Origin of the sequence: Actinobacillus indolicus (assembly GCF_004519515.1) — a bacterium.
Lineage (GTDB): Bacteria > Pseudomonadota > Gammaproteobacteria > Enterobacterales > Pasteurellaceae > Glaesserella > Glaesserella indolica_A.
In genome coordinates, this window is record NZ_CP038145.1 from 453,728 (window position 1) to 474,125 (window position 20,398).

The following is a 20,398-nucleotide window of genomic DNA, read 5'->3' on the forward strand; positions in this document are numbered from 1 at the left end:
TTATTGTTTAGTCAAATAAGGTGACCAAGCAGGGAATTTATACTGTCCACCTGCTCCCGGCAAATTAGCTTTAAAACGGCCATCTGCGGACACCAATTGTAGCACTTTGCTCACGCCTTTGGTAGAGCTATAAATAACCATAGTACCATTTGGTGAAATACTTGGACTTTCGTCTAAAAACGTTGAACTGATTGCTTCTGTGCCACCCGAAGCAAGATCACGTTTTACAATTCTATCACCTGAAACCATGATTAAATTCTTGCCATCTGCCGAAATTTTACCACTACCGCTACCGCCAATTAAGCTAGCACCACCGCCAGATGAACTCATTTGATATACTTGTGGTTGACCACCACGATCTGATGTAAATAGGATATAACCACCATCTGGTGACCAGCTTGGCTCCGTGTTATTTCCTGCATTACTGGTTAATTGTTTTGGTGAACCACCACCCACGCCAGTTACATAAATATTAAGCAACCCATCTTGGTTCGAAGCAAATGCCACTCGAGAACCATCAGGAGAGAACGATGGTGCGCCATTATGACCTTTTAATGCGCCAACAACTTTGCGACTTCCTGATCGAATATCATGAACGACAACTTGTGATTTTTTATTTTCAAAAGTCACGTAAGCTAATTTTGAACCATCCGGAGACCATTCTGGTGACATTAACGGCTCTTTACTTTTTACCACAGTAAATGCATTAAAGCCATCATAATCTGAAACTCTTAATTCGTAAGATGATACACCACGTTGCACAACATAGGCAATTTTTGTCCTAAATGCACCGCGAATTTGCGTTAGCTTTTCAAATACTTGGTCACTTACTGTATGAGCACCTAAACGAATTTGTGCCGCTGGTACATTAAATGATCCTTGGGCGATCACACCACCTGCTGTCCCTGATGTACCTAAGGTATCAATCAGTTGGTAAGCAATATTATAACCACCGCCAGCAGGAGACACTTGCCCAACAACGATATTATCAATACCAATATTTGTCCACTGCTCAGCATTTACCTCTGCAGCAGAACCTGGTTGAGCAGGTAAACTTGAACGATCAAGCGGTGTGAATTTACCACTATTTCTCAAATCATCTGACACAATTTGTGCTACATCAGCAGGAACGCCCCCCGAAGCTTTAAATGGAACAACCGCAATAGGTTGTGCCATACTTACACCCTGATCAATTGAAATTCTTACGTCTGATTCAGCATTTACTGTCACAGAGAAAAGCAATCCAACCATTCCAATTACACTCGCAAAACGAGATACTAATTTCATTTTAACCCTCTCGGTTGATTATTTAACTTTTAAACTAAAATCTAGTGTTGGTGATTTATATTGCTGGTATACCGCATCAGATGGTGCCGGTGGAACTTTACGCGTTGCCACAATCGCACTTACTGCTGCATCACATACAGCTTTATCTCCTGACATAACTTGATAGTTGGTAATAGTACCATCTCGTCCTAAGAAGATTTTCACATCACATTGTTTACCTGCAAAACTTGGATCTACGCGGTATTTAGATTGAATCAATTTCTTAATTCGTTGACCATAAGCACTACCATCAACATTAGCGCCTTGACCTTGCCCTGACGTTCCGCCCGAACCTTGTGAACCAGCACTATTCTTATTACCGCCTTTGCTAGAACCGCCGCCAATATCTCCACCACTTAAGAAATCATCAAGGGCTTTGTTATTTTTGGCTTGTTGTGCTTTGGCTTCTGCATCAGCTTTGGCTTTAGCCTCTTTTGCAGCTTTTTCTTTCGCCTCTTTTTCCGCTTTAGCTTTAGCTTCTTTCTCAGCTTTTTCTTTCGCCTCTTTTTCCGCTTTCGCTTTAGCTTCTTTCTCAGCTTTTTCTTTCGCCTCTTTTTCCGCTTTCGCTTTAGCTTCTTTCTCAGCTTTTTCTTTCGCCTCTTTTTCCGCTTTCGCTTTAGCTTCTTTTTCAGCTTTCTCTTTTGCTGCAGCTTGTTCTGCTTTCTGCTTTTCAAGCTTTTCTGCTTGAGCTTTAGCAAGCTCCTGCTCTTTTAACTTTTTCTGTTCTTCCAGCTTTTTCTGTTGCTGCTCTTCCTTAAGTTTCTTTTCTTGTTCAGCTTGTTTTGCTAACGCTTCTAAACGTTTTGCTTCCGCATCAGCCTTCAATTTAGCCGCTTCAGCAAGTTTACGTTGAGTCGCTTCTTCTTGCTGCTTTTTAAGCTGTTCTTGTTTAATTTGTTCCTGACGAACTAACTCTTGTTTACGTTGTTCTTCTTTTAAACGCTTTTCTTCTTGCTGTTTTTGCTGAGCTAATTGAATCGCTTTCTCTTTTGCTTGCTGTTCAGCAATTTCCTGTGGCGTTGGTTTATCTTCTTGCTCTTCAGGTTGTTCCTTAGGTTTTTCTTCAGGTTTAGGTTCAACCTTTTTAGCTTGGCTTCCTTGTTTTTCAGCCTTTAAGCGCCCATATTCTGCGGCAACTTGCCCTGTATCAACCATAACGGCATCAAGGGAATCACTATCACCGCCACTGCCACCTGCTGAAGGTAACGTTGTATTAGTAAATAACGAACCTAAGATCAGTAATCCTATTAACAATAGATGTAATAGAATGGATACAATAACAGCGAGTTCTAACCTATCATTTTGAGATTTCACGTATCATCCTCGCGAGTATTATTTACCTTCAGTCATTAAACCTACTGATTTGATGCCTGCGTCTTTCAATAATGAAATACCTTTCATTACCTCTTCATAAGGAACATCTTTACCACCAGCGACAAGAAATAAAGTATTATTATCTTTTTGGAATGCATCTCCAGCATAAGCAATAACATCTTGCTCAGTTAAATTTTCCTGCTGGTTTGCTTGAACATAATTCCCATCAATTTTTAGCTTATACTCTGCGACACCCGATATTTCTAAAATAACAGGGGTTTTATCTTCATTTGAAACTGATTGACTGTGACGATCTTCGGGCAACTCTACTTCAACACTTTGACTGATGATTGGAGCTGTAGCCATGAAAATAAGTAACAATACGAGTAACACGTCCAAAAATGGAACAATGTTAATTTCAGATTTAATGTCATTACGTTTACGACGACGGTAAGACATAGATTCCTCTTCTATATTAGTAAAGGATCTTACAAGCGGTAAGATCCATCTTAAAATTTACAAATTATTTTTTCGCAAATACTTGGCGGTGTAAAATTGTTGTGAACTCATCAATGAAATTCACATAATTTTGCTCTAATTTGCCAACTCTTAAATTTAAACGGTTATAAGCCATGACTGCTGGAATTGCTGCAAATAAACCAATCGCTGTCGCAATAAGTGCCTCTGCGATACCTGGCGCAACCGATTGTAATGTAGCTTGTTTTACTGCACTTAATCCCATAAATGAGTGCATAATACCCCAGACTGTACCAAATAAACCAATATATGGGCTAATAGAACCAACGGTACCTAAAAATGGAATATAATTTTCTAATCCTTCAACTTCACGGTTTAACGCAAGATTCATTGCTCGACTCGAACCTTGAATAATAGACTCTGGAGAATCTGGGTTTGCCTGTTGTAAACGATTAAACTCTTTAAAACCTACATAAAAAATCTGTTCAGAACCACTTAAACCATCACGGCGATTTTCTAATCCCTCGTGCAAGCGATGTAGATCTTCTCCTGACCAAAAACGATCTTCAAAAGCTAAAGAATCTTTTTTAGCTCGTGTTAACACGCTACTACGCTGAATAATTACAGCCCATGATAATACAGAGAAAGCCACTAAGATTAGAATAACTAACTTAACGACAATACTCGCTTCCATAAATAATGAAACTAAATTAAATTCAGTTGCCATTGAGTAAACTCCAAAATAAAAATACTAAATTGTGGTTTGTTGAAAAGCCTGTTTGATATTTGCAGGAATTGCAACTGGCTTCATTTTTGTCAGATCAACAGATGCAACAGTGACTAATGCCTCACTTAAGAGATTATCATCTCTCCATAACTGTTGATAAAAGACTATTTTTGCTCCCTTTAGTTCAGATATTTTCGTTTGAACTCTTAATAAATCATCTAAGCGGGCCGGTATTTTATAGTCAATTTCCATTTTTTTAACAACAAATGCTAAACAATCTGCTAGCAAATTTTGTTGAGAAAAACCTAATTTACGTAGATATTCAGTTCTCGCTCTTTCAAAGAAATGCAAATAACGAGCATGATAAACCACACCACCTGCATCTGTATCTTCGTAATATACTCGAATAGGAAAATCCACAATCATTATCTCAAGCTATTTCCAAAAAGAAAAACGCCCAAAAACTAGGCGCAAATTACTTGTCATTTTAGAGAGAGTAAAATCGTTGTGCAAGTCTTTTTAACTGAAAAATGAATTATATGGCAGATAAAAATGATAAGAGCCTATAATCAGGCTCTTAAAAGGTTATGAAAGTATCACTAAAGCAATTAATGCAGGAAGAATAATGGCATACCCCAACAACGGCATAAAAACCATTTGCCATCTTGTTGATTTAATCTCAAAGCCAAAACCATGTACAAATAAAATCAACATTCCATAGAAAACGCCGGCTACTAAGTAAGGAATTTTTCCACCAAAGTAGAGAGCAAAGGTGTTGGAATAGAGCAATATCATTGCAAACATTGCAATAGAAAGGATAAAAGAAAGGGCTTTTAGCCAGCCCTTTCTTGTGAGTTGATAGAGTGAATTAATCATCTATATTACTCGTCAAATTTACCTGTTTTCTCAATGCTTACTGTAATGACTGTTGCAAACAGGATAGCAAGAAAAATACCTAATACCCAAGTTACATAAAACATAATGGATCTCCTTAGTATAAACTTGCACTTTTCTCTTCAATATATTTAGCGTCAAGACGACCAAACATTTTGAAGTAAGTCCAAATTGTATAGCTTAATACAAGCGGAACAAAGATACAGGCAACAATAAACATTACGGTTAATGTGTTATGACTTGCAGTTGCATCCCACATCGTTAAGCTCATTTCTGGATGAGTAATTGATGGCATTACAAATGGGAACATTGCAACACCTGCCGTTAAAATTACGCCCGCTTGCATAATTGATGAGCATAAGAATGCAAGTCCACCATTATTTGCTTTAGAGCTAACCACAGTACCTAATGCCCCAATCACAGCTAAACCAGGAATGATGAATAATACTGGCATTTCAAAGTAGTTTTTAAACCAGGCACCACTTTCTAATACAACAGTTTTATTCACTAGAGTAGATTGTCCGTTATGATCTAAAGCACTTGTGATCACGAAACCGTCTTTGAAGTAAACCCAAACACCTGCAAGTAAAAATGCACCTAAAGCCACTAAAGCAGTTACTTGAGCCACATTTCTTACACGATTACGTAATTCACCTGTCGTTTTCATTTGTAACCAAGTTGCACCTTGAGTTGTTAGCATCATTAAACTTACCACACCGCAAAGTAATGCAAATGGATTTAATAAGCCTAATAATTTCCAAAGGGTTGAACCTTCGTAAGTCACTTGGTTTAACTCATTGAAGTGGAACGGTACGCCTTGTAATAAGTTACCGAATGCAACACCAAAGATTAATGATGGAACGAAACCGCCAACAAATAATCCCCAGTCCCAAGCATTACGCCATTTTTGGTCATCAATTTTCGCACGGTATTCAAAACCTACTGGGCGGAAGAATAACGCCGCAAGCACTAATACCATCGCTAAATAGAAACCAGAGAATGATGCCGCATATACCGTTGGCCACGCAGCAAAGATCGCACCACCAGCAGTTAATAACCAAACTTGGTTACCGTCCCAGTGCGGAGCGATTGAGTTAATCATTACACGGCGTTCAACATTGCTTTTACCTACCACTGGTAATAGGGTTAATACCCCCATATCGAAACCATCGGTAATTGCAAAGCCGATTAAAAGTACACCAATTAAAATCCACCAAATAAAGCGTAGAACTTCATAATCTAACATATTTTACTCCTACTTATTTCGCAGATTGTTCAAAGTGGTAACGACCTGTTTTTAATGCACTTGGGCCAAGACGACCATATTTGAACATTAAATACATTTCAACTACCAAGAATACGGTATATAAACCACATAGTAAGCCGATTGAGATCCAAAGATCTGCTGCTGTTAATGCAGAGTTCGCAACCCCTGTTGGCAATACTTCATATACTGCCCAAGGCTGACGACCATACTCAGCTAAGAACCAACCGCTTTCAATCGCAATCCAAGGAAGTGGAATACCCCATAACAATGCTTTTAATAACAATGGTTTAGTACCTACTGTACCGCGTACATTTTGAACAAATGCTGCGATAATGAGTAATAACATTAAACCACCAGCAGCCATCATAATACGGAATGACCAGAATGTTGGACCTACGTTTGGAATAGTATCCGCTGCTGCTTTTAAGATTTGCTCTTCTGTTGCATCAACAACTTTGTCTGTATATGGTTTTAACAATAAACCGAAGCCAAGATCTTTTTGAACCGCTTTAAATGCTTCTTTATCTGCTTCAGTATAGTTACCAGAACGTAATTTTTCTAATAAACCATAGGCAACAATACCATTGCGTACACGTTGTACATTCTCTTCACGAAGATCTTTCAAACCTTTAATTTCTTTGTCTAAAGAACGTGTTGCGATAATACCTGCAGCATAAGGAATTGAAATTGCCATTTCATTTTTCATTTCAGCGGTGTTAGGAATAACAAACGCATTCCACGCAGCCGGTGCTGGGTGAGTTTCAAATTCACCTTCCATTGCCGCTAATTTCACAGGCTGTGCTTTACCGATTTCATAGCCAGACTCATCACCCATAATTAATACAGAAATGATAGCGACTAAACCGAAACTCGCACCTACTGAGAATGAACGACGAGCAAACCCAAGATCACGACCTTTTAAGATATAGTATGCACTAATACCTAATACGAAGATCGCACCACAGGTATAGCCTGCTGAAACAGTGTGTAAGAATTTAGATTGTGTTACTGGGTTTAACACTAAGTCAGAGAAGCTGACCATTTCCATACGCATCGTTTCAAAGTTAAACTCAGAAGCAACTGGATTTTGCATCCAACCGTTCGCAACTAAGATCCACAATGCAGAGAAGTTAGAACCAAATGCGACCGCAAAAGTCGTTAGTAAGTGTTTACCTTTTGATAAACGATCCCAACCAAAGAAGAAAAGACCAATGAAGGTAGATTCTAAGAAGAACGCCATTAAGCCTTCAATCGCTAATGGAGCACCAAAGATGTCACCTACATAGTGAGAATAATATGACCAGTTAGTACCGAATTGGAATTCCATTGTAATCCCTGTCGTTACCCCTAAGGCAAAGTTAATACCAAATAACTTACCCCAGAACTTTGTCATATCCTTATACACTTCTTTACCCGTTGTTACATATAAGGTTTCCATCACCACAAGAACGAAAGAAAGACCTAATGTAAGCGGTACAAACAAGAAGTGGTAGAGAGCAGTTAACGCAAACTGCAAACGTGAGAGTTCAACAACGTCTAACATCTCAAACCTCTTTGTATATACAAGTCTGAATTATTGATTACGAGATAATCTGGTAATCACCCAATAAATAAAGCTTTGACGTAACCATAAACACCCAATAAATTGACTATTTATGTATCAATGTCAAGAATCTATTTTACTCGTAAACCACAAAATAAAAAATAGCAAATCTATTACATTGATCACATTTTAGAGCTAAATATTTAAAAAATAGAGACCTACTCCAAATATCTACTTGATATAAATCAACTTATTTAACTATAAATTAATTTATATCCTACTTTTTTAATCAAATATTAGATCATTAAACTGAATAAATTAACAAAATATTTACAATTGAAGATCAAAAATAGATCCAAATAATCCGTGACGAAACCTTTTTAATTATGTTAGTATGCGAAATCCTTAATCAAACAGTTTAACTAACCATTAGGAAAACGATGAAAATATCTCTTTTACGTTCAATAATTATTGCAAGCAGTACATTGCTCATTGCGGTAAGTGGTTCAGCAACTGAGTTGAAAACGTCTTCTCTTTCAATTGCTAAAGCACAGTCTAGCGGGAAATTGCCACAGCAATGCCAACAAATGTTCAAAGAAATTGATAGACTTATTGCTGATGCAGAAAAGCAACCTGGAACACATACCCAAATGCAAAAGATGAAAAATAAGTTATCATCTTCTAAACAGCAGATCTTAAAAATGGATCTAACATTACAAGAGAAAAGCTGTGATAAAGGTCTTGTTGCATTAAATAACTTAAAACAAAATAATATTACTGAATAAAAGGTAATTGAAATAGGCTTGAGGCCTCAACCTTAATATAGATAAAAAAAATCCTACCAAAGCTGGTAGGATTTTTTCATTTATGACTTATTCATCTCTTCTGGTACAGGTAGTACCAATACAGGCTCTATTTGAGCAGTAGGTTGAATATCTACGTTCACTTCTTTCAGATTTTCTGCTTTTAATTGATTAACTAGAGCGAAATCATTTGTTTGCTCAGCAACATAAAGCGCCATAATGCGATCTTTATTCACACACTCTTTGTGATCTAATAATTGAACAAAGTATGGCTTAGCTAAACTAAAGCGACCTTCACGTGCGTAAATGTAGCCAAGTACTCTTGCATAATCATCTTGATAATTTTCACGCGCTTTCTCACTACGTTTTTTCAAGAGTTTTAATAGCTTACTTTCTTCATCAACTTGTAAACGTGTTAATTGAGGGTATAAGAGATCCAACTGCTCATCTTGGAATTTCTTCACAGTTTCAAGAGCAAGCTCCTCAGCTGAGGTATGATCATCTGTATCAATTAAACGTTTAATTAAGCCAACACGTACATAGACAGAACGACGGCGACGGCTTGGTTGGTTATCCCACCATTTGAGCAAGCCTTCTTGACCTTCTTCATTCATAATTTCGTCAAGTAAGCCATCATCAACTTCACGCTCAAGAGCCTCAAATTCTTCTACAGAAAGGAAACTACGTTGACCAACTTGTTCCAACACATCATCTAACGCATTATAGGCTTTTGATTTACGATAAATCTCAATCGCTAAGCGTAATGCTTCAGCATTATTTGGGGCAAGTACTAATAAACTATCAACTGCACTACGAGCTGCTGGTAATTTACCTTGTTGTAATAAAATACGTGTACGTGCTAATTCTACTGCAACACTATTTGGACCTGCAATTTTAGCTGCTTCAATTAAATGTTTATTCGCACTTAATTCATCACCACGTTGCTGTGCAGCTTCTGCGGCTTTAATGAAGTTTAATACAGGCTCATCTGAATGTTTTGCGTTTTTCGCAATCAATTTCTCAGCTTTAGAATAATCCCCTTCGGTCATCTTCATTAAGCCTTCGAGAGTCTGTTGCTGTGCTTTTTTACGTTTACGCGTACCAAACCACTGGTATGCTCCGCGGCTTAAGCCAAAGAAACGACGGAAAATCCACTCTAAACTGTAAACTACCGCCATAGCAACCGCAAAAAAAATCACCAACATCACAAGGCTCATTTCAATCACTTTGCCTGCGGTTTCAATACGCACATAACCTTGATGCCCTGAAATATAAGGTGCTAATACTAATCCTGCTAAAACCAGTATCATTAAAAAGAGAACTCGAAACATAATCTATCTCCTTATTGCTGCTCAGTTGCAGGTTTTGGTTCAGCCGCTGCAGGAGCCTCTTGAACCGGCTGTTCTGCTGGCGTTTGAGCTGGTTGTGCGACCGGAGCTTCTGCAGGTTTCACACTCAATTGCTCCAATGATTTATCGGCATCTAGCTGAATTTTACCAATCGGCTGTGGTGCTTTATTCAGTAATTGGTCTAATAATCCTAAGCTTTGTAAACGGCTTGGTGCATCAATATAAATAGACTGCTCAATTAAATCATCGACTTCATTTAAAAATGCTTTCACTTGCTCATTTTGCACATCAAAGTAGCTTCTTACCCACGTACTTACTGCTTCAAGCGATTGTTTATATAGCTCATTTTGCTGACGTGTAATGGTCAAAATCGCAATCTGTAAGCGTAAACGGATATTTTCACGTAAATAAATCTCTTGATTTGGTGCAATAAAGGCTTTCTCACTGACAGCCCCTTTGTCACTAATACGGATAAAGTGATTTAAGAATGAATCTGCACTTTTCTCGATATTTTTTTGCCAATCGTTGATTGAATCACTCACTTCCCCATTACTTACAGCAGCTTCTTCATCTTCTGGTGCAACTAAAGGCATATCATCAACCTGATTTGCAAGCTGTGCTAAACGTTGCATCAAATTATTTTGGTCAACTTTATTCACACTCGCTAATTGGTTTAAATCGGTTTTAATGGCATCACGCACTGCTAACACACGAGAATCAGACATTTGACTTAACACATTATCTGCTTCAATCAATAAGCTACGTGCTGTATCAATATCATTATCTAATACAACCTTACGTAGTGCGTTATTGAGGAGGAAATCGGCATCAGATAATAACCAAACAGTTTGATCCGTTTTTGGACCTGCGCCTAATTTTTGAATCTGATCTTTCAACGCATTAATTTGTTGTGTATAAACTGCCTGTTCACGCTCTAATTGCTCTACTTTCGATAACGATTTTTGGTAATTACTCACTAACTCCGCAATCTGTGCCTTTTCCTTATCGAAATTTGGAATCTCAACTGAACCAGTCTGAGCTGTTGATGCTTTTTGTGCTAATGCTTGGATCTGAGATTCCACCTGAGCAAATTTATTATTTGTTAAAAAATGCCCTGTTGCACCAATACCTAACGCCACTAATAACGCAAGTAATGCAAGTGCAGTACCACCTGATTTTGTTTTTTCGACCACTTTGACTTCTTTTTCCACGGGCTCACTCTCTACTCTGCTTTCAGATTTTTCTATCTCAACCTCTTTTGTAAAATGTTGAGAAGAACTCTCCGCTTGTTCGACTTCACTATTTACAGCGGATTCCACAGTTTCTGCTGTATTCTCGACAACAGTGTCATTCGCATGTTGTTTTTTGGTCTGTTTTGACATAGATCCCACCTGTTTTGTTAAGTTAAATTCAATGATTGATTAACAACTTCAATAAACTTTGATTATCTGCTTTCTCTGAAATTTGAATGTTTTCTGGCTTCCAGCCTAATTTAATCGCTAATTTAGCAATACGTTGCCCAACAACCACCAACCGACATTCAAATAACCAATTTCTCTCACTTTCTGCTGTCTGCTCAAAAAGAGTAAGCAGGATTTCACCACTTGTAATCACAATCACATCAATGCCGATGCGTTTTGCCAAGCTAATTTGTTCCGGCAAATCAGAAGCAATAATTCTCTGATAACATTCTAAAATGTGAACCTGAGCGCCTCTTAATTGAGCTTGTTCTGGGAATAACTCTCTCCCTGAATCTGCACGTAAAATTAATACATTTTTATCGCTTAAATCTTGCATTTGAGGCAGCTCAAGCAAGCCTTCGCTATTCTCTGATTCTATCGGATAAATGACCTTCTGCTCTATCTGAGCACAAAAATATTGTGCAGTTCCTTGTCCTACCGCAAAATAATGTAAATCACTTCGCCAATGAAACCCCGTTTCCTTTAATGTTTCATAGGCAAAATCTACCGCATTTTTAGACACCGCAAAAACATAATCACCACGATTTAGTCGAGCAATCGCAGAGGGTAATTGAGGTAAATCCTTACCTGATGCAACCGAAAAAAGTGGCTGATGTAAGGCAAAAATCTGTTTTTCTGCTAATAACTCAACGAGCTGTTGCCCACGTTGGTCTGGGCGTGTCACTAAAACATTCATCTTATTCGCTTTGGTAAACTGCTTTTAGAATTTCGTCAGCACCTTTTGCAAGTAGCATTTCCGCCACATCAACACCTAGTTTTTCAGCGTCTTTTACATGGCCTTTGGCAGATGCTCTAACAATACTTGAACCATCTAACGCTCCTACCAAAGCATTTAATGAAATCTCATCACCATGCAAAGTTGCATAACCGCCAATAGGCACTTGGCAACCACCTTGTAAACGTGTATTCATCGCACGCTCTGCTTGTACACAACAAGCGGTCGGTTGGTGGTTTAATTCTGCAAGATAGCCTAACACGCGCTCATCGTTTAAACGGGTCTCAATGCCCACAGCACCTTGTCCACACGCAGGTAATGAATCTTCTACTGAAATAAAATCACGAATACGTTCAGCTAAACCTAAACGAATCAAGCCTGCAGACGCAAGAATAATGGCATCATACTCTCCATTATCAAGCTTACTCAAACGTGTTCCCACATTGCCACGCAATGGCTTAACTTGTAAATGAGGATATTTGGCGACTAATTGACATTGACGACGTAAACTTGAAGTCCCGACCACTGCCCCTTTTGGTAAATCAGCAAGGGAATTGTATTTATTCGAAACAAACGCATCTCGAGGATCTTCTCGCTCACAAATCACAGCAAGGCCTAACCCTTCAGGAAATTCCATCGGCACATCTTTCATCGAATGTACTGCGATATCTGCTCGATGTTCTAATAACGCTAATTCTAGTTCTTTGACAAATAGACCTTTCCCCCCGATTTTTGCAAGCGGAGTGTCTAAAATGATATCGCCTTTTGTCACCATCGTGACTAATTCGACAGATAATTGAGGGAAACGCTGTTCCAATGCGTTTTTAACGAAGTTGGCCTGCCATAATGCTAAAGGGCTTTGGCGAGTGGCAATACGTAGAATCTCTTTCATTTATTATACTTTTTATCAGCCATGAAAATAGTGCTTATCCTACCACTATTTGCCTCATCTGCCAAAAGATTACAGCGATTTTTCCGTAAATTCCCCATTGACTGATAAATAAAAATTGCTAGAATTTGCGCCCTTCTTATATGAAGAAGATAGTTCGGATGAAGATAGCTGGAGAGTAGGGAATCAACCCTACACCGACGAGGTAAAATCTTTCAGGTGCGACAGCGAGGACAGCTATTGGACGAACCCTTGGAGAGATCCACTCTGCAAAAGCAGAAAATGGACGCCGAAGGCGCAAGCAACGACATAACGATATACAGTAAGTCATGTGAAACGCTCAGGCAAAAGGACAGGGGAGAAAAGTAGAATCACTCAAGCGGTGACATTTTGCAAATTTTTTGCAAAATCTGACCGCTTGTCTTTGTCGCTTTTCTTTCCTTGTAAGTAGTTTTTACGAGGAATCAATTATGTCAATCGACACCATTCTAAATAATATCAACAGTATCGTTTGGGGACCTCCCCTCCTCATTTTAATTTCAGGTGTAGGCATTTACTTCACCTTAAAATTAAAGCTTATCCAATTTTTCAGCTTACCACGTGCTTTTTCTTATATGTTTAAACGAGAAAAAGGCGATAATCAATCAGGTGATATTTCTGCCTTTGGTGCGCTTTCCACTGCACTCGCTGCCACTATTGGCACAGGAAACATTGTTGGTGTAGCCACTGCCATTCAAGCAGGCGGACCCGGCGCAGTCTTTTGGATGTGGATTATTGCTCTTTTTGGCATGGCAACCAAATATGCTGAATGTTTACTTGCACTCAAATTCCGTACCAAAGATAAAGACGGCTTTATTGCTGGTGGCCCAATGTATTACATCGAATTAGGCATGGGACAAAAATGGAAATGGCTCGCGAAATTATTCGCTGTATTTGGTGTAATGGTCGCCCTATTTGGTATCGGCACATTCCCTCAGATTAACGGTATCACAACCGCATTAGAAGATACCTTTAGCCTACCAATCAACATTACTGCGGTTATTTTAACCTTAACCGTAGCGGCAATTACACTGGGTGGCGTAAAACGTATTTCTAAAATTTCTATGGTGATCGTGCCATTTATGGCGATAAGCTACGTGGCAGCCTCTGTTTTCATCTTAATTATTCACGCTGACAGAATTCCTGAAACGATTGGATTGATTATTCATGCAGCCTTCAATCCGCAAGCTGCACTTGGTGGTATTTTTGGCTTTACCGTAATGCAGGCCATTCAAGCTGGTGTCGCTCGAGGTATTTTCTCGAACGAATCAGGTTTAGGCTCAGCACCTATTGCAGCAGCTGCAGCTCATACAAAAGAGCCAGTACGTCAAGGGTTAATCTCTATGACAGGAACATTCCTCGATACCATCATCGTTTGTACAATGACAGGTTTAGTCATCATACTAACAGGTGTTTGGAGTGGTTCCGCAGAAGGAGCAAAATTAACTAATTTAGCCTTTTCTGAAGGGCTAAGTAGCTCTCTCGGTGCAGTTATTGTGACTGTAAGCCTTGTCTTTTTCGCCTTCACCACGATTTTGGGTTGGTGCTACTATGGCGAACGCTGTTTTGTCTATTTAACAGGGGGCAAAACAAAATGGATCAAGTTTTATCGTTTAGTGTTTATTGCATTGATCGCTGTTGCACCATTCATTAAATTAAGCACTATTTGGACGATTGCTGATATTGTGAATGGTTTAATGGCATTCCCGAACCTAGTTGCATTAGTGGCATTACGCCATGTGGTGATTGAAGAAACGAGAAGTTATTTTGAACGATTGAAAAAAGGGTTGATTGAATAACAACCTTCTAAGATAAACAAGCGGTCAGATCTGCAAAATATTTTACAGATCCAACCGCTTGTATTTAGGCTTTAAAGCAAGAGACAAAATGGCTATCACTGCCTTTCAATACCGGCTTTTCCTTCGCACAACTTTCATCGGCAAGTGGGCAGCGTGTTCTAAACACACAGCCAGACGGTGGGTTAATTGGCGATGGTAAATCCCCTTCCAGTAATTGAATTTCTTTATTACGTTCCAATTTTGGATCAGGAATCGGCACCGCAGACATTAATGCTTTGGTATAAGGATGTTTAGTGTGGTTATACACTTCATCATCAGTGCCTAGCTCCACCGCATTACCCAAGTACATCACCAACACACGATCGGAAATATGTTTTACCACTGCTAAATCGTGGGCAATGAAAATCAGTGATAAGCCCATCTCTTTTTGTAACGATTTCAATAGGTTCACCACTTGAGCTTGAATCGATACATCGAGCGCTGAAACAGGTTCATCACAAATAATCATTTTCGGTTCAATAATCAACGCTCGGGCAATCCCGATACGCTGACATTGTCCGCCTGAAAACTCGTGAGGATAGCGGTTGATTAAGTTTGGTAATAATCCCACTTTCATCATCATCGCTTGTACACGTTCTTTCACTTCCGCATCGCTTAATTGCGGTTGATAAATTTTCAACGGTTCTGCGATAATTTCGCCGATATTCATACGAGGGTTGAGTGAAGCCAGCGGATCTTGGAAAATCATCTGAATATCTTTTCGGGTATTTTTCCATTCTGCTTTTGATTGATGACTCAAATCTTTGCCTAACCAAACGATATTCCCTGCTGATGATTGAACCAAGCCGATAATGGCTCGAGCTAAGGTTGATTTACCACAACCAGATTCTCCAACCACACCTAAGGTTTCACCTTCGTATAATTTAAACGATACGTTATTGACCGCTTTGAGCGTTTGCGGTTTGGCAAAAAAAAGGGCTTTTTTATCTTTAATTTTGAAGTTCACATCCAAGTTTGTGACTTCAAGAATCAATTTTTTCTCTGTCATATTTTGGTTCATAGGGCAAACTTCTCCACTGGAATCCAACAGTTACGTAAACGACCGTCATCTAAACGCTCGAGTTGCGGGGCAACTAGACATTGAGAGCTAAAATGTTTACAACGTGGCGAGAACGGACAACCTTTTGGTAATTGTAATAAATTCGGCGGATTGCCTGGAATGGTGACTAAGGTTTCCGCTTGTCCGTCTAAACGTGGAATTGCATCCATTAAACCAATCGAATAAGGGTGGGTCGGATGATAGAAAATTTGATCCGCCGTGCCGTATTCCATGGTTCTGCCTGCATACATAACTAACACTTTATCGCAGATCCCTGCCACTACCCCTAAATCATGGGTAATCATGATAATGGCAGTATTGAATTCTCGTTTAAGTTCATTCAATAAGGTCATGATTTGAGCTTGAACCGTCACATCTAATGCAGTGGTCGGCTCATCAGCAATCAATAATTTCGGGCGACACAGTAATGCCATGGCAATCATCACACGTTGACGCATACCGCCTGAAAACTCATGGGGATACATGCCCATACGTTTTTTGGCTTCTGGCATTTTCACCGCATCTAACATTTTGACCGATTCATTGAATGCGGCTTCTTTACCTAACCCTTTGTGGAGCATTAACACTTCCATCAACTGCTCGCCGACTTTCATATAGGGATTTAACGAGGTCATCGGGTCTTGGAAGATCATCGCAATTTCATTGGCACGGATTTTATTTAGCTCCGCAGTCGGTAAATTAACTAACTCTTTACCACGAAATTTTGCCGAGCCTGATACAATCCCGTTTGCCGCCAATAAGCCCATTAGCGCAAAAGCAGTTTGAGATTTCCCTGAACCAGATTCCCCTACGATCCCTAATGTTTCCCCTGCATCAAGGGTAAAGTTGAGATCGTTTACGGCGGTGACCATGCCATCGGGGGTTTTAAAATTGACACGCAGATCTTGCACGTCTAAAAGTAAATTATGTATCGCTGACATGAGATCTCCTATCTATCTTTTGGATCGAGGGCATCACGTAAACCGTCGCCAATAAAGTTAAAACAGAACAAGGTTAAGCAGAGGAAAAAGGCTGGGAATGCCAATAACCACGGCGATGTTTCCATTTGAGCTGCGCCATCGCTTAATAATGCACCCCAGCTACTCATCGGCTCTTGTGTGCCTAAGCCTAAGAAACTTAAGAACGATTCAAATAAGATGAGAGAAGGTACTTCTAACGAGGCATAAACGACCACGATACCTAATACGTTCGGGATAATATGTTTCCAGATGATTTGGCGTTTCGGCACACCGCAGACAATCGCCGCTTCAATAAACTCTTTGTTTTTCAAGCTGAGCGTTTGACCACGCACAATACGAGCAAGGCTTAGCCATGCAATCATCCCGATTGCCACGAAAATCAAGAGAATGTTTTGACCGAAGAATGTCACCAATAAAATCACGAAGAACATAAATGGGAATGATCCTAAGATTTCCAATAAGCGCATCATTACCATATCCACTTTACCACCGACATAGCCTGAAATCGCACCGTAAATTGTTCCGATCACCACTGCAATTAATGCTCCGGCAATCCCGACCATCAATGAAATCCGTCCGCCCATGGCAATTCGCACAAGCAAATCACGCCCAGAAGCATCTGTACCGAAATAGTGTCCTGACTCCATATCTGGTGCGGCACTCATCATATTCCAGTCGGTATCTTCATAGCTGAACGGCATAAGCATCGGTGCAAAGGTAATAAACAGCACCACAAAGAATAAAATAATCAAACTGGCAACCGCCGCTTTATTGCGGAAGAAACGGCGACGAGCATCTTGCCAAAGGCTACGACCTTCTAAAATCAGATCGGTATTTTGCTCCGCCAATTTTTCAGCAAGTTCCTGATTCTTTTTGTTATTTAACATCTCACTGACTCCTTATGAATAACGAATTTTCGGATCAATCACGGCGTACAGAATATCCACAATCGCATTAAAGGTAATGGTTAATGTCCCGACCAAAATCGTTAAACTTAACACTAAAGAGTAATCACGGTTTAACGCACCGTTGACGAAAAGCTGTCCGATACCCGGTAAACCGAAAACACTTTCAATCACCATTGAACCGGTAATAATCCCGACAAAAGCAGGGCCTAAATAGGTGATCACAGGTAATAACGCAGGGCGTAAAGCATGTTTAAAGATAATTCTGCTTAGCGGTAATCCTTTCGCTTTTGCGGTACGGATAAAGTTAGAGTGTAACACTTCGATCATCGAACCACGGGTAATACGTGCAATCCCTGCTACATAAGCAATGGTTAATGATAATACCGGCAAGACCATGTAATAAAGTTGTCCGCCGTTCCAGCCACCTGCGGGTAGCCATTTGAGGTAAATCGCAAAGAATAGCACTAATAACGGTGCAAAGACGAAGCTCGGCATAATAACGCCCGTCATGGCAAAGGACATCACAATATAGTCCCACCTACTATTCTGCTTCAAGGCGGCAACCGTTCCTGCCAATAATCCCAATGTGACCGCAAAAATAAAGGCGACAACCCCTAATTTAATGGAGACAGGGAAAGCAGAAGCAATCAAATCATTCACCGTTTGATCTTTATATTTGAAAGACGGCCCAAAATCCCCTTTAGACAGGTTTTCCAAGTAAATGAAATACTGTTTATAGAGCGGTTCATTTAAGTGATATTTCGCTTCAATATTCGCCATCACTTCAGGCGGATAAGCACGCTCGGAGGTAAACGGGCTACCTGGTGCAAGACGCATTAGGAAGAATGAAAATGTAATTAAAATGAAAAGCGTCGGAATTGCTTCTAAAATCCTTTTCACAATAAACTTCAACATAGGCAAATCTCCAATCCACACTTAATAAATAAAACAAGCGGGGCGATCATCTCAAAAATTTGCAAATTTTTAAGAAGATCGCACCGCTTACAAAAAATTATTGTTTAATAATATATAAGTTTCTTAAGAAGATATCATCTTGTGGATCTTTACCTTCATAACCTTTCACGAATGGTTTCACTAAACGTGGGTTTACATAGTTATAGATAGGAATGATCGCATAATCTTTCGCTAACTGTGCTTCGGCTTTCGCATAGGCTGCTGCACGCTCTTCGGCATTGCCCGCTTTGTATGCTGCATTGATTGCTGCATCATAAGCTTCGCTCTTATATTTAGCTGTATTATTGCTTGAGTTAGACAAGAAGTATTTACCGAAAGTCGATGCTTGGTTATAGTCAGCCGCCCAACCTGCACGCGCTACATCATAGTTACCGCTACGACGAGTATCTAAGAAGGTTTTCCACTCTTGATTCTCAAGCTTGATATCGACAATACCATTTGTGTTTTGTTTTAAGATAGATTGCGCTGCAATCGCCACTTTTTTGTGGTTCTCGTTGGTGTTATACAACAACGTGAATTTAAGTGGATTTGATTTGCTAAAGCCAGCTTCTTCTAACAATTTGATCGCTTCCGCTTTACGAGATGCCATATCTTGTTTTGAATATTCAGGCTGTTGGATTAAGTGACCTTCCGTGATGTACGGTGGTGTAAATACGTAAGTCGGGGTTTGACCTTGGCCTAATACTTTATCCGTAATCACGTTACGATCTAACGCAAGGTTTAATGCCTTACGTACACGCACATCGTTAAACGGTGCTTTTTCGTTGTTTGGTTCATAGTAGTAGGTTGCAAGTGTACGGGTTACAAACACTTCATTCGGGATTTCTTTTTTGAGTGTTGGGAATTGTTCCGGCGGTAATGCATAACCTGTGATATGTAAATCACCCGCACGGTAACGCTGTACGTCTGTACTTGCATTTGAAATCATTAAGAATGTCGCTTTATTGATCACAGTTTCTTTATCGTTCCAATAAAGTGGGTTACGTTCAAAGACGATTTTTTCGTTGATCACGTGTTCTGCGAGTTTATATGCACCATTACCTACATAATTCTCTTTTTTCACCCATGCATCACCTAATTTTTCAACCACCGCTTTTGGCACTGGTAACATGGTTTGGTGAGTCATCATACCAACTAAGTATGGCACTGGATTGCTTAATTTGATTTCTAAAGTGTAATCATCAAGCGCTTTAACACCTAACTCGCTTGGTGCTTTTTTCGCATCAATGATGTCTTGTGCATTTTCAACTTGAAGGTAGTTTAAGTAGCTCGCATAAGGTGATGCGGTTTTCGGATCGCCTAAACGTTTAAGAGAGAATTCAAAATCGTGTGCGGTAACTGGGTCGCCATTAGACCATTTCGCATCTTTGCGTAATTTGAATGTCCATGTTTTGAAATCATCCGAGTTTGTCCATGTTTCCGCTACACCCGGAATCACTTCACCCGCTGAATCTTTAGTCACTAAACCTTCTAATAATTGGTATGAAACCTGTGCTTCTGGCACGCCTTCCGTTTTATGAGGGTCAAAACTTGATGGTTCTGAGCTGTTATTAATAATAACTTCTTGCTTCTCTGCAAGCACAGTACCTTCAGGTACTTTTGCTGCAAAAGCAGAAACAGAAAGACCAAGTGCAATCGCACTTGCCAATAAAGAACGGGTAAACGTTGTTTGCATAGAAATGTCTCCATATGATGTTGTGAGAATTCGCTAATTAGTATCGCAAAAAATTTAGTTTGTAAAGTTTTTGTTAAAGTTTTTCCAAGAGATTTTTTAGATATGTGAGTTATATCAAGAAATTTAATTACTTTTGCA

At 39.5% G+C, this 20,398-nt stretch carries 20 protein-coding genes and 1 riboswitch; of the genes, 2 read left to right on the forward strand and 18 right to left on the reverse strand.

Features of this window, described 5'->3' with window-relative positions:
• The 9 genes from tolB to EXH44_RS02185 all read right to left on the reverse strand — a co-directional run bounded on the left by tolB (nt 1) and on the right by EXH44_RS02185 (nt 7,548).
• Nucleotides 1-1,287 (reverse strand): Tol-Pal system beta propeller repeat protein TolB, encoded by a 1,287-nt coding sequence (tolB, locus tag EXH44_RS02145; protein WP_162856073.1) that lies wholly within the window; start codon nt 1,285-1,287, stop codon nt 1-3.
• An 18-nt stretch (nt 1,288-1,305) separates the two neighbouring features.
• On the reverse strand, nt 1,306-2,640 hold the full coding sequence (gene tolA, locus EXH44_RS02150) for a cell envelope integrity protein TolA (protein ID WP_162856074.1): 1,335 nt from the start codon (nt 2,638-2,640) through the stop codon (nt 1,306-1,308).
• 18 nt (nt 2,641-2,658) lie between these two features.
• The gene (tolR, locus tag EXH44_RS02155) at nt 2,659-3,099 is read right to left on the reverse strand and encodes a colicin uptake protein TolR (RefSeq protein WP_162856075.1); all 441 of its coding nucleotides are present in this window, start codon (nt 3,097-3,099) and stop codon (nt 2,659-2,661) included.
• A gap of 64 nt (nt 3,100-3,163) precedes the next feature.
• Nucleotides 3,164-3,844 (reverse strand): protein TolQ, encoded by a 681-nt coding sequence (gene tolQ / locus EXH44_RS02160; protein ID WP_162856076.1) that lies wholly within the window; start codon nt 3,842-3,844, stop codon nt 3,164-3,166.
• A 24-nt stretch (nt 3,845-3,868) separates the two neighbouring features.
• Complete coding sequence (gene ybgC, locus EXH44_RS02165; RefSeq protein WP_162857514.1) at nt 3,869-4,264, reverse strand: tol-pal system-associated acyl-CoA thioesterase; 396 nt, start codon at nt 4,262-4,264, stop codon at nt 3,869-3,871.
• A gap of 165 nt (nt 4,265-4,429) precedes the next feature.
• Nucleotides 4,430-4,720, reverse strand: a complete 291-nt coding sequence (locus EXH44_RS02170) for a cyd operon YbgE family protein (RefSeq protein ID WP_162856077.1) — start codon at nt 4,718-4,720, stop codon at nt 4,430-4,432.
• A 5-nt stretch (nt 4,721-4,725) separates the two neighbouring features.
• Nucleotides 4,726-4,824: a CydX/CbdX family cytochrome bd oxidase small subunit gene (locus tag EXH44_RS02175; RefSeq protein ID WP_135675057.1), complete on the reverse strand. Its 99-nt coding sequence runs from the start codon at nt 4,822-4,824 to the stop codon at nt 4,726-4,728.
• 11 nt (nt 4,825-4,835) lie between these two features.
• Nucleotides 4,836-5,984 carry a cytochrome d ubiquinol oxidase subunit II gene (gene cydB, locus EXH44_RS02180; protein WP_162856078.1) on the reverse strand — a complete coding sequence of 383 codons (1,149 nt, stop codon included), beginning with the start codon at nt 5,982-5,984 and terminating at the stop codon, nt 4,836-4,838.
• 13 nt (nt 5,985-5,997) lie between these two features.
• Entirely contained in the window at nt 5,998-7,548 is a 1,551-nt protein-coding gene (locus EXH44_RS02185) for a cytochrome ubiquinol oxidase subunit I (protein WP_162856079.1), read from the reverse strand.
• Between the two features lie 440 nt (nt 7,549-7,988).
• Between EXH44_RS02185 and EXH44_RS02190 the strand changes: the two genes are divergently transcribed.
• Nucleotides 7,989-8,333 carry a DUF5339 domain-containing protein gene (locus EXH44_RS02190; protein ID WP_162856080.1) on the forward strand — a complete coding sequence of 115 codons (345 nt, stop codon included), beginning with the start codon at nt 7,989-7,991 and terminating at the stop codon, nt 8,331-8,333.
• An 80-nt stretch (nt 8,334-8,413) separates the two neighbouring features.
• Here EXH44_RS02190 and EXH44_RS02195 read toward each other — a convergent pair whose 3' ends face one another.
• From EXH44_RS02195 to hemC, 4 genes are read right to left on the reverse strand one after another with little or no spacing between them, the layout of a single operon-like run.
• The gene (locus tag EXH44_RS02195; protein ID WP_162856081.1) at nt 8,414-9,682 is read right to left on the reverse strand and encodes a heme biosynthesis protein HemY; all 1,269 of its coding nucleotides are present in this window, start codon (nt 9,680-9,682) and stop codon (nt 8,414-8,416) included.
• A gap of 11 nt (nt 9,683-9,693) precedes the next feature.
• Nucleotides 9,694-11,082: a uroporphyrinogen-III C-methyltransferase gene (locus EXH44_RS02200; RefSeq protein ID WP_162856082.1), complete on the reverse strand. Its 1,389-nt coding sequence runs from the start codon at nt 11,080-11,082 to the stop codon at nt 9,694-9,696.
• A 28-nt stretch (nt 11,083-11,110) separates the two neighbouring features.
• Nucleotides 11,111-11,857 (reverse strand): uroporphyrinogen-III synthase, encoded by a 747-nt coding sequence (locus EXH44_RS02205; protein WP_162856083.1) that lies wholly within the window; start codon nt 11,855-11,857, stop codon nt 11,111-11,113.
• 1 nt (nt 11,858) lies between these two features.
• The gene (gene hemC, locus EXH44_RS02210) at nt 11,859-12,788 is read right to left on the reverse strand and encodes a hydroxymethylbilane synthase (RefSeq protein WP_162856084.1); all 930 of its coding nucleotides are present in this window, start codon (nt 12,786-12,788) and stop codon (nt 11,859-11,861) included.
• A gap of 239 nt (nt 12,789-13,027) precedes the next feature.
• Nucleotides 13,028-13,151, forward strand: a riboswitch (glycine riboswitch).
• Nucleotides 13,152-13,255: 104 nt separating this feature from the next.
• Between hemC and EXH44_RS02215 the strand changes: the two genes are divergently transcribed.
• Entirely contained in the window at nt 13,256-14,623 is a 1,368-nt protein-coding gene (locus EXH44_RS02215) for an alanine/glycine:cation symporter family protein (RefSeq protein ID WP_162856085.1), read from the forward strand.
• Between the two features lie 64 nt (nt 14,624-14,687).
• On the opposite strand, the gene oppF is transcribed toward EXH44_RS02215, so the two are convergent.
• The 5 genes from oppF to EXH44_RS02240 form a co-directional block, all read right to left on the reverse strand.
• Nucleotides 14,688-15,683 carry a murein tripeptide/oligopeptide ABC transporter ATP binding protein OppF gene (oppF, locus tag EXH44_RS02220; protein ID WP_162856086.1) on the reverse strand — a complete coding sequence of 332 codons (996 nt, stop codon included), beginning with the start codon at nt 15,681-15,683 and terminating at the stop codon, nt 14,688-14,690.
• Entirely contained in the window at nt 15,680-16,663 is a 984-nt protein-coding gene (gene oppD / locus EXH44_RS02225; RefSeq protein ID WP_135672918.1) for an ABC transporter ATP-binding protein, read from the reverse strand. The genes oppF and oppD overlap by 4 nt, the downstream gene beginning before the upstream one ends.
• 8 nt (nt 16,664-16,671) lie before the next feature.
• The gene (gene oppC / locus EXH44_RS02230) at nt 16,672-17,589 is read right to left on the reverse strand and encodes an oligopeptide ABC transporter permease OppC (protein ID WP_162856087.1); all 918 of its coding nucleotides are present in this window, start codon (nt 17,587-17,589) and stop codon (nt 16,672-16,674) included.
• Nucleotides 17,590-17,601: 12 nt separating this feature from the next.
• A complete protein-coding gene (oppB, locus tag EXH44_RS02235; RefSeq protein ID WP_162856088.1) occupies nt 17,602-18,525 on the reverse strand; it encodes an oligopeptide ABC transporter permease OppB in 924 nt (307 codons plus the stop codon).
• A 97-nt stretch (nt 18,526-18,622) separates the two neighbouring features.
• Nucleotides 18,623-20,260 (reverse strand): ABC transporter substrate-binding protein, encoded by a 1,638-nt coding sequence (locus tag EXH44_RS02240; protein WP_162856089.1) that lies wholly within the window; start codon nt 20,258-20,260, stop codon nt 18,623-18,625.
• Nucleotides 20,261-20,398: the final 138 nt, after the last annotated feature.

What these genes read in the sequence shown, in the direction of transcription:
- tolB (WP_162856073.1), bottom strand. Translation starts at nt 1,287, where the DNA reads ATGAAATTAGTATCTCGTTTTGCGAGTGTAATTGGAATGGTTGGATTG.
- tolR (WP_162856075.1), bottom strand. Translation starts at nt 3,099, where the DNA reads ATGTCTTACCGTCGTCGTAAACGTAATGACATTAAATCTGAAATTAAC.
- tolQ (WP_162856076.1), bottom strand. Translation starts at nt 3,844, where the DNA reads ATGGCAACTGAATTTAATTTAGTTTCATTATTTATGGAAGCGAGTATT.
- EXH44_RS02170 (WP_162856077.1), bottom strand. Translation starts at nt 4,720, where the DNA reads ATGATTAATTCACTCTATCAACTCACAAGAAAGGGCTGGCTAAAAGCC.
- EXH44_RS02175 (WP_135675057.1), bottom strand. Translation starts at nt 4,824, where the DNA reads ATGTTTTATGTAACTTGGGTATTAGGTATTTTTCTTGCTATCCTGTTT.
- cydB (WP_162856078.1), bottom strand. Translation starts at nt 5,984, where the DNA reads ATGTTAGATTATGAAGTTCTACGCTTTATTTGGTGGATTTTAATTGGT.
- EXH44_RS02185 (WP_162856079.1), bottom strand. Translation starts at nt 7,548, where the DNA reads ATGTTAGACGTTGTTGAACTCTCACGTTTGCAGTTTGCGTTAACTGCT.
- EXH44_RS02190 (WP_162856080.1), top strand. Translation starts at nt 7,989, where the DNA reads ATGAAAATATCTCTTTTACGTTCAATAATTATTGCAAGCAGTACATTG.
- EXH44_RS02195 (WP_162856081.1), bottom strand. Translation starts at nt 9,682, where the DNA reads ATGTTTCGAGTTCTCTTTTTAATGATACTGGTTTTAGCAGGATTAGTA.
- EXH44_RS02200 (WP_162856082.1), bottom strand. Translation starts at nt 11,082, where the DNA reads ATGTCAAAACAGACCAAAAAACAACATGCGAATGACACTGTTGTCGAG.
- EXH44_RS02205 (WP_162856083.1), bottom strand. Translation starts at nt 11,857, where the DNA reads ATGAATGTTTTAGTGACACGCCCAGACCAACGTGGGCAACAGCTCGTT.
- hemC (WP_162856084.1), bottom strand. Translation starts at nt 12,788, where the DNA reads ATGAAAGAGATTCTACGTATTGCCACTCGCCAAAGCCCTTTAGCATTA.
- EXH44_RS02215 (WP_162856085.1), top strand. Translation starts at nt 13,256, where the DNA reads ATGTCAATCGACACCATTCTAAATAATATCAACAGTATCGTTTGGGGA.
- oppF (WP_162856086.1), bottom strand. Translation starts at nt 15,683, where the DNA reads ATGAACCAAAATATGACAGAGAAAAAATTGATTCTTGAAGTCACAAAC.
- oppD (WP_135672918.1), bottom strand. Translation starts at nt 16,663, where the DNA reads ATGTCAGCGATACATAATTTACTTTTAGACGTGCAAGATCTGCGTGTC.
- oppC (WP_162856087.1), bottom strand. Translation starts at nt 17,589, where the DNA reads ATGTTAAATAACAAAAAGAATCAGGAACTTGCTGAAAAATTGGCGGAG.
- oppB (WP_162856088.1), bottom strand. Translation starts at nt 18,525, where the DNA reads ATGTTGAAGTTTATTGTGAAAAGGATTTTAGAAGCAATTCCGACGCTT.
- EXH44_RS02240 (WP_162856089.1), bottom strand. Translation starts at nt 20,260, where the DNA reads ATGCAAACAACGTTTACCCGTTCTTTATTGGCAAGTGCGATTGCACTT.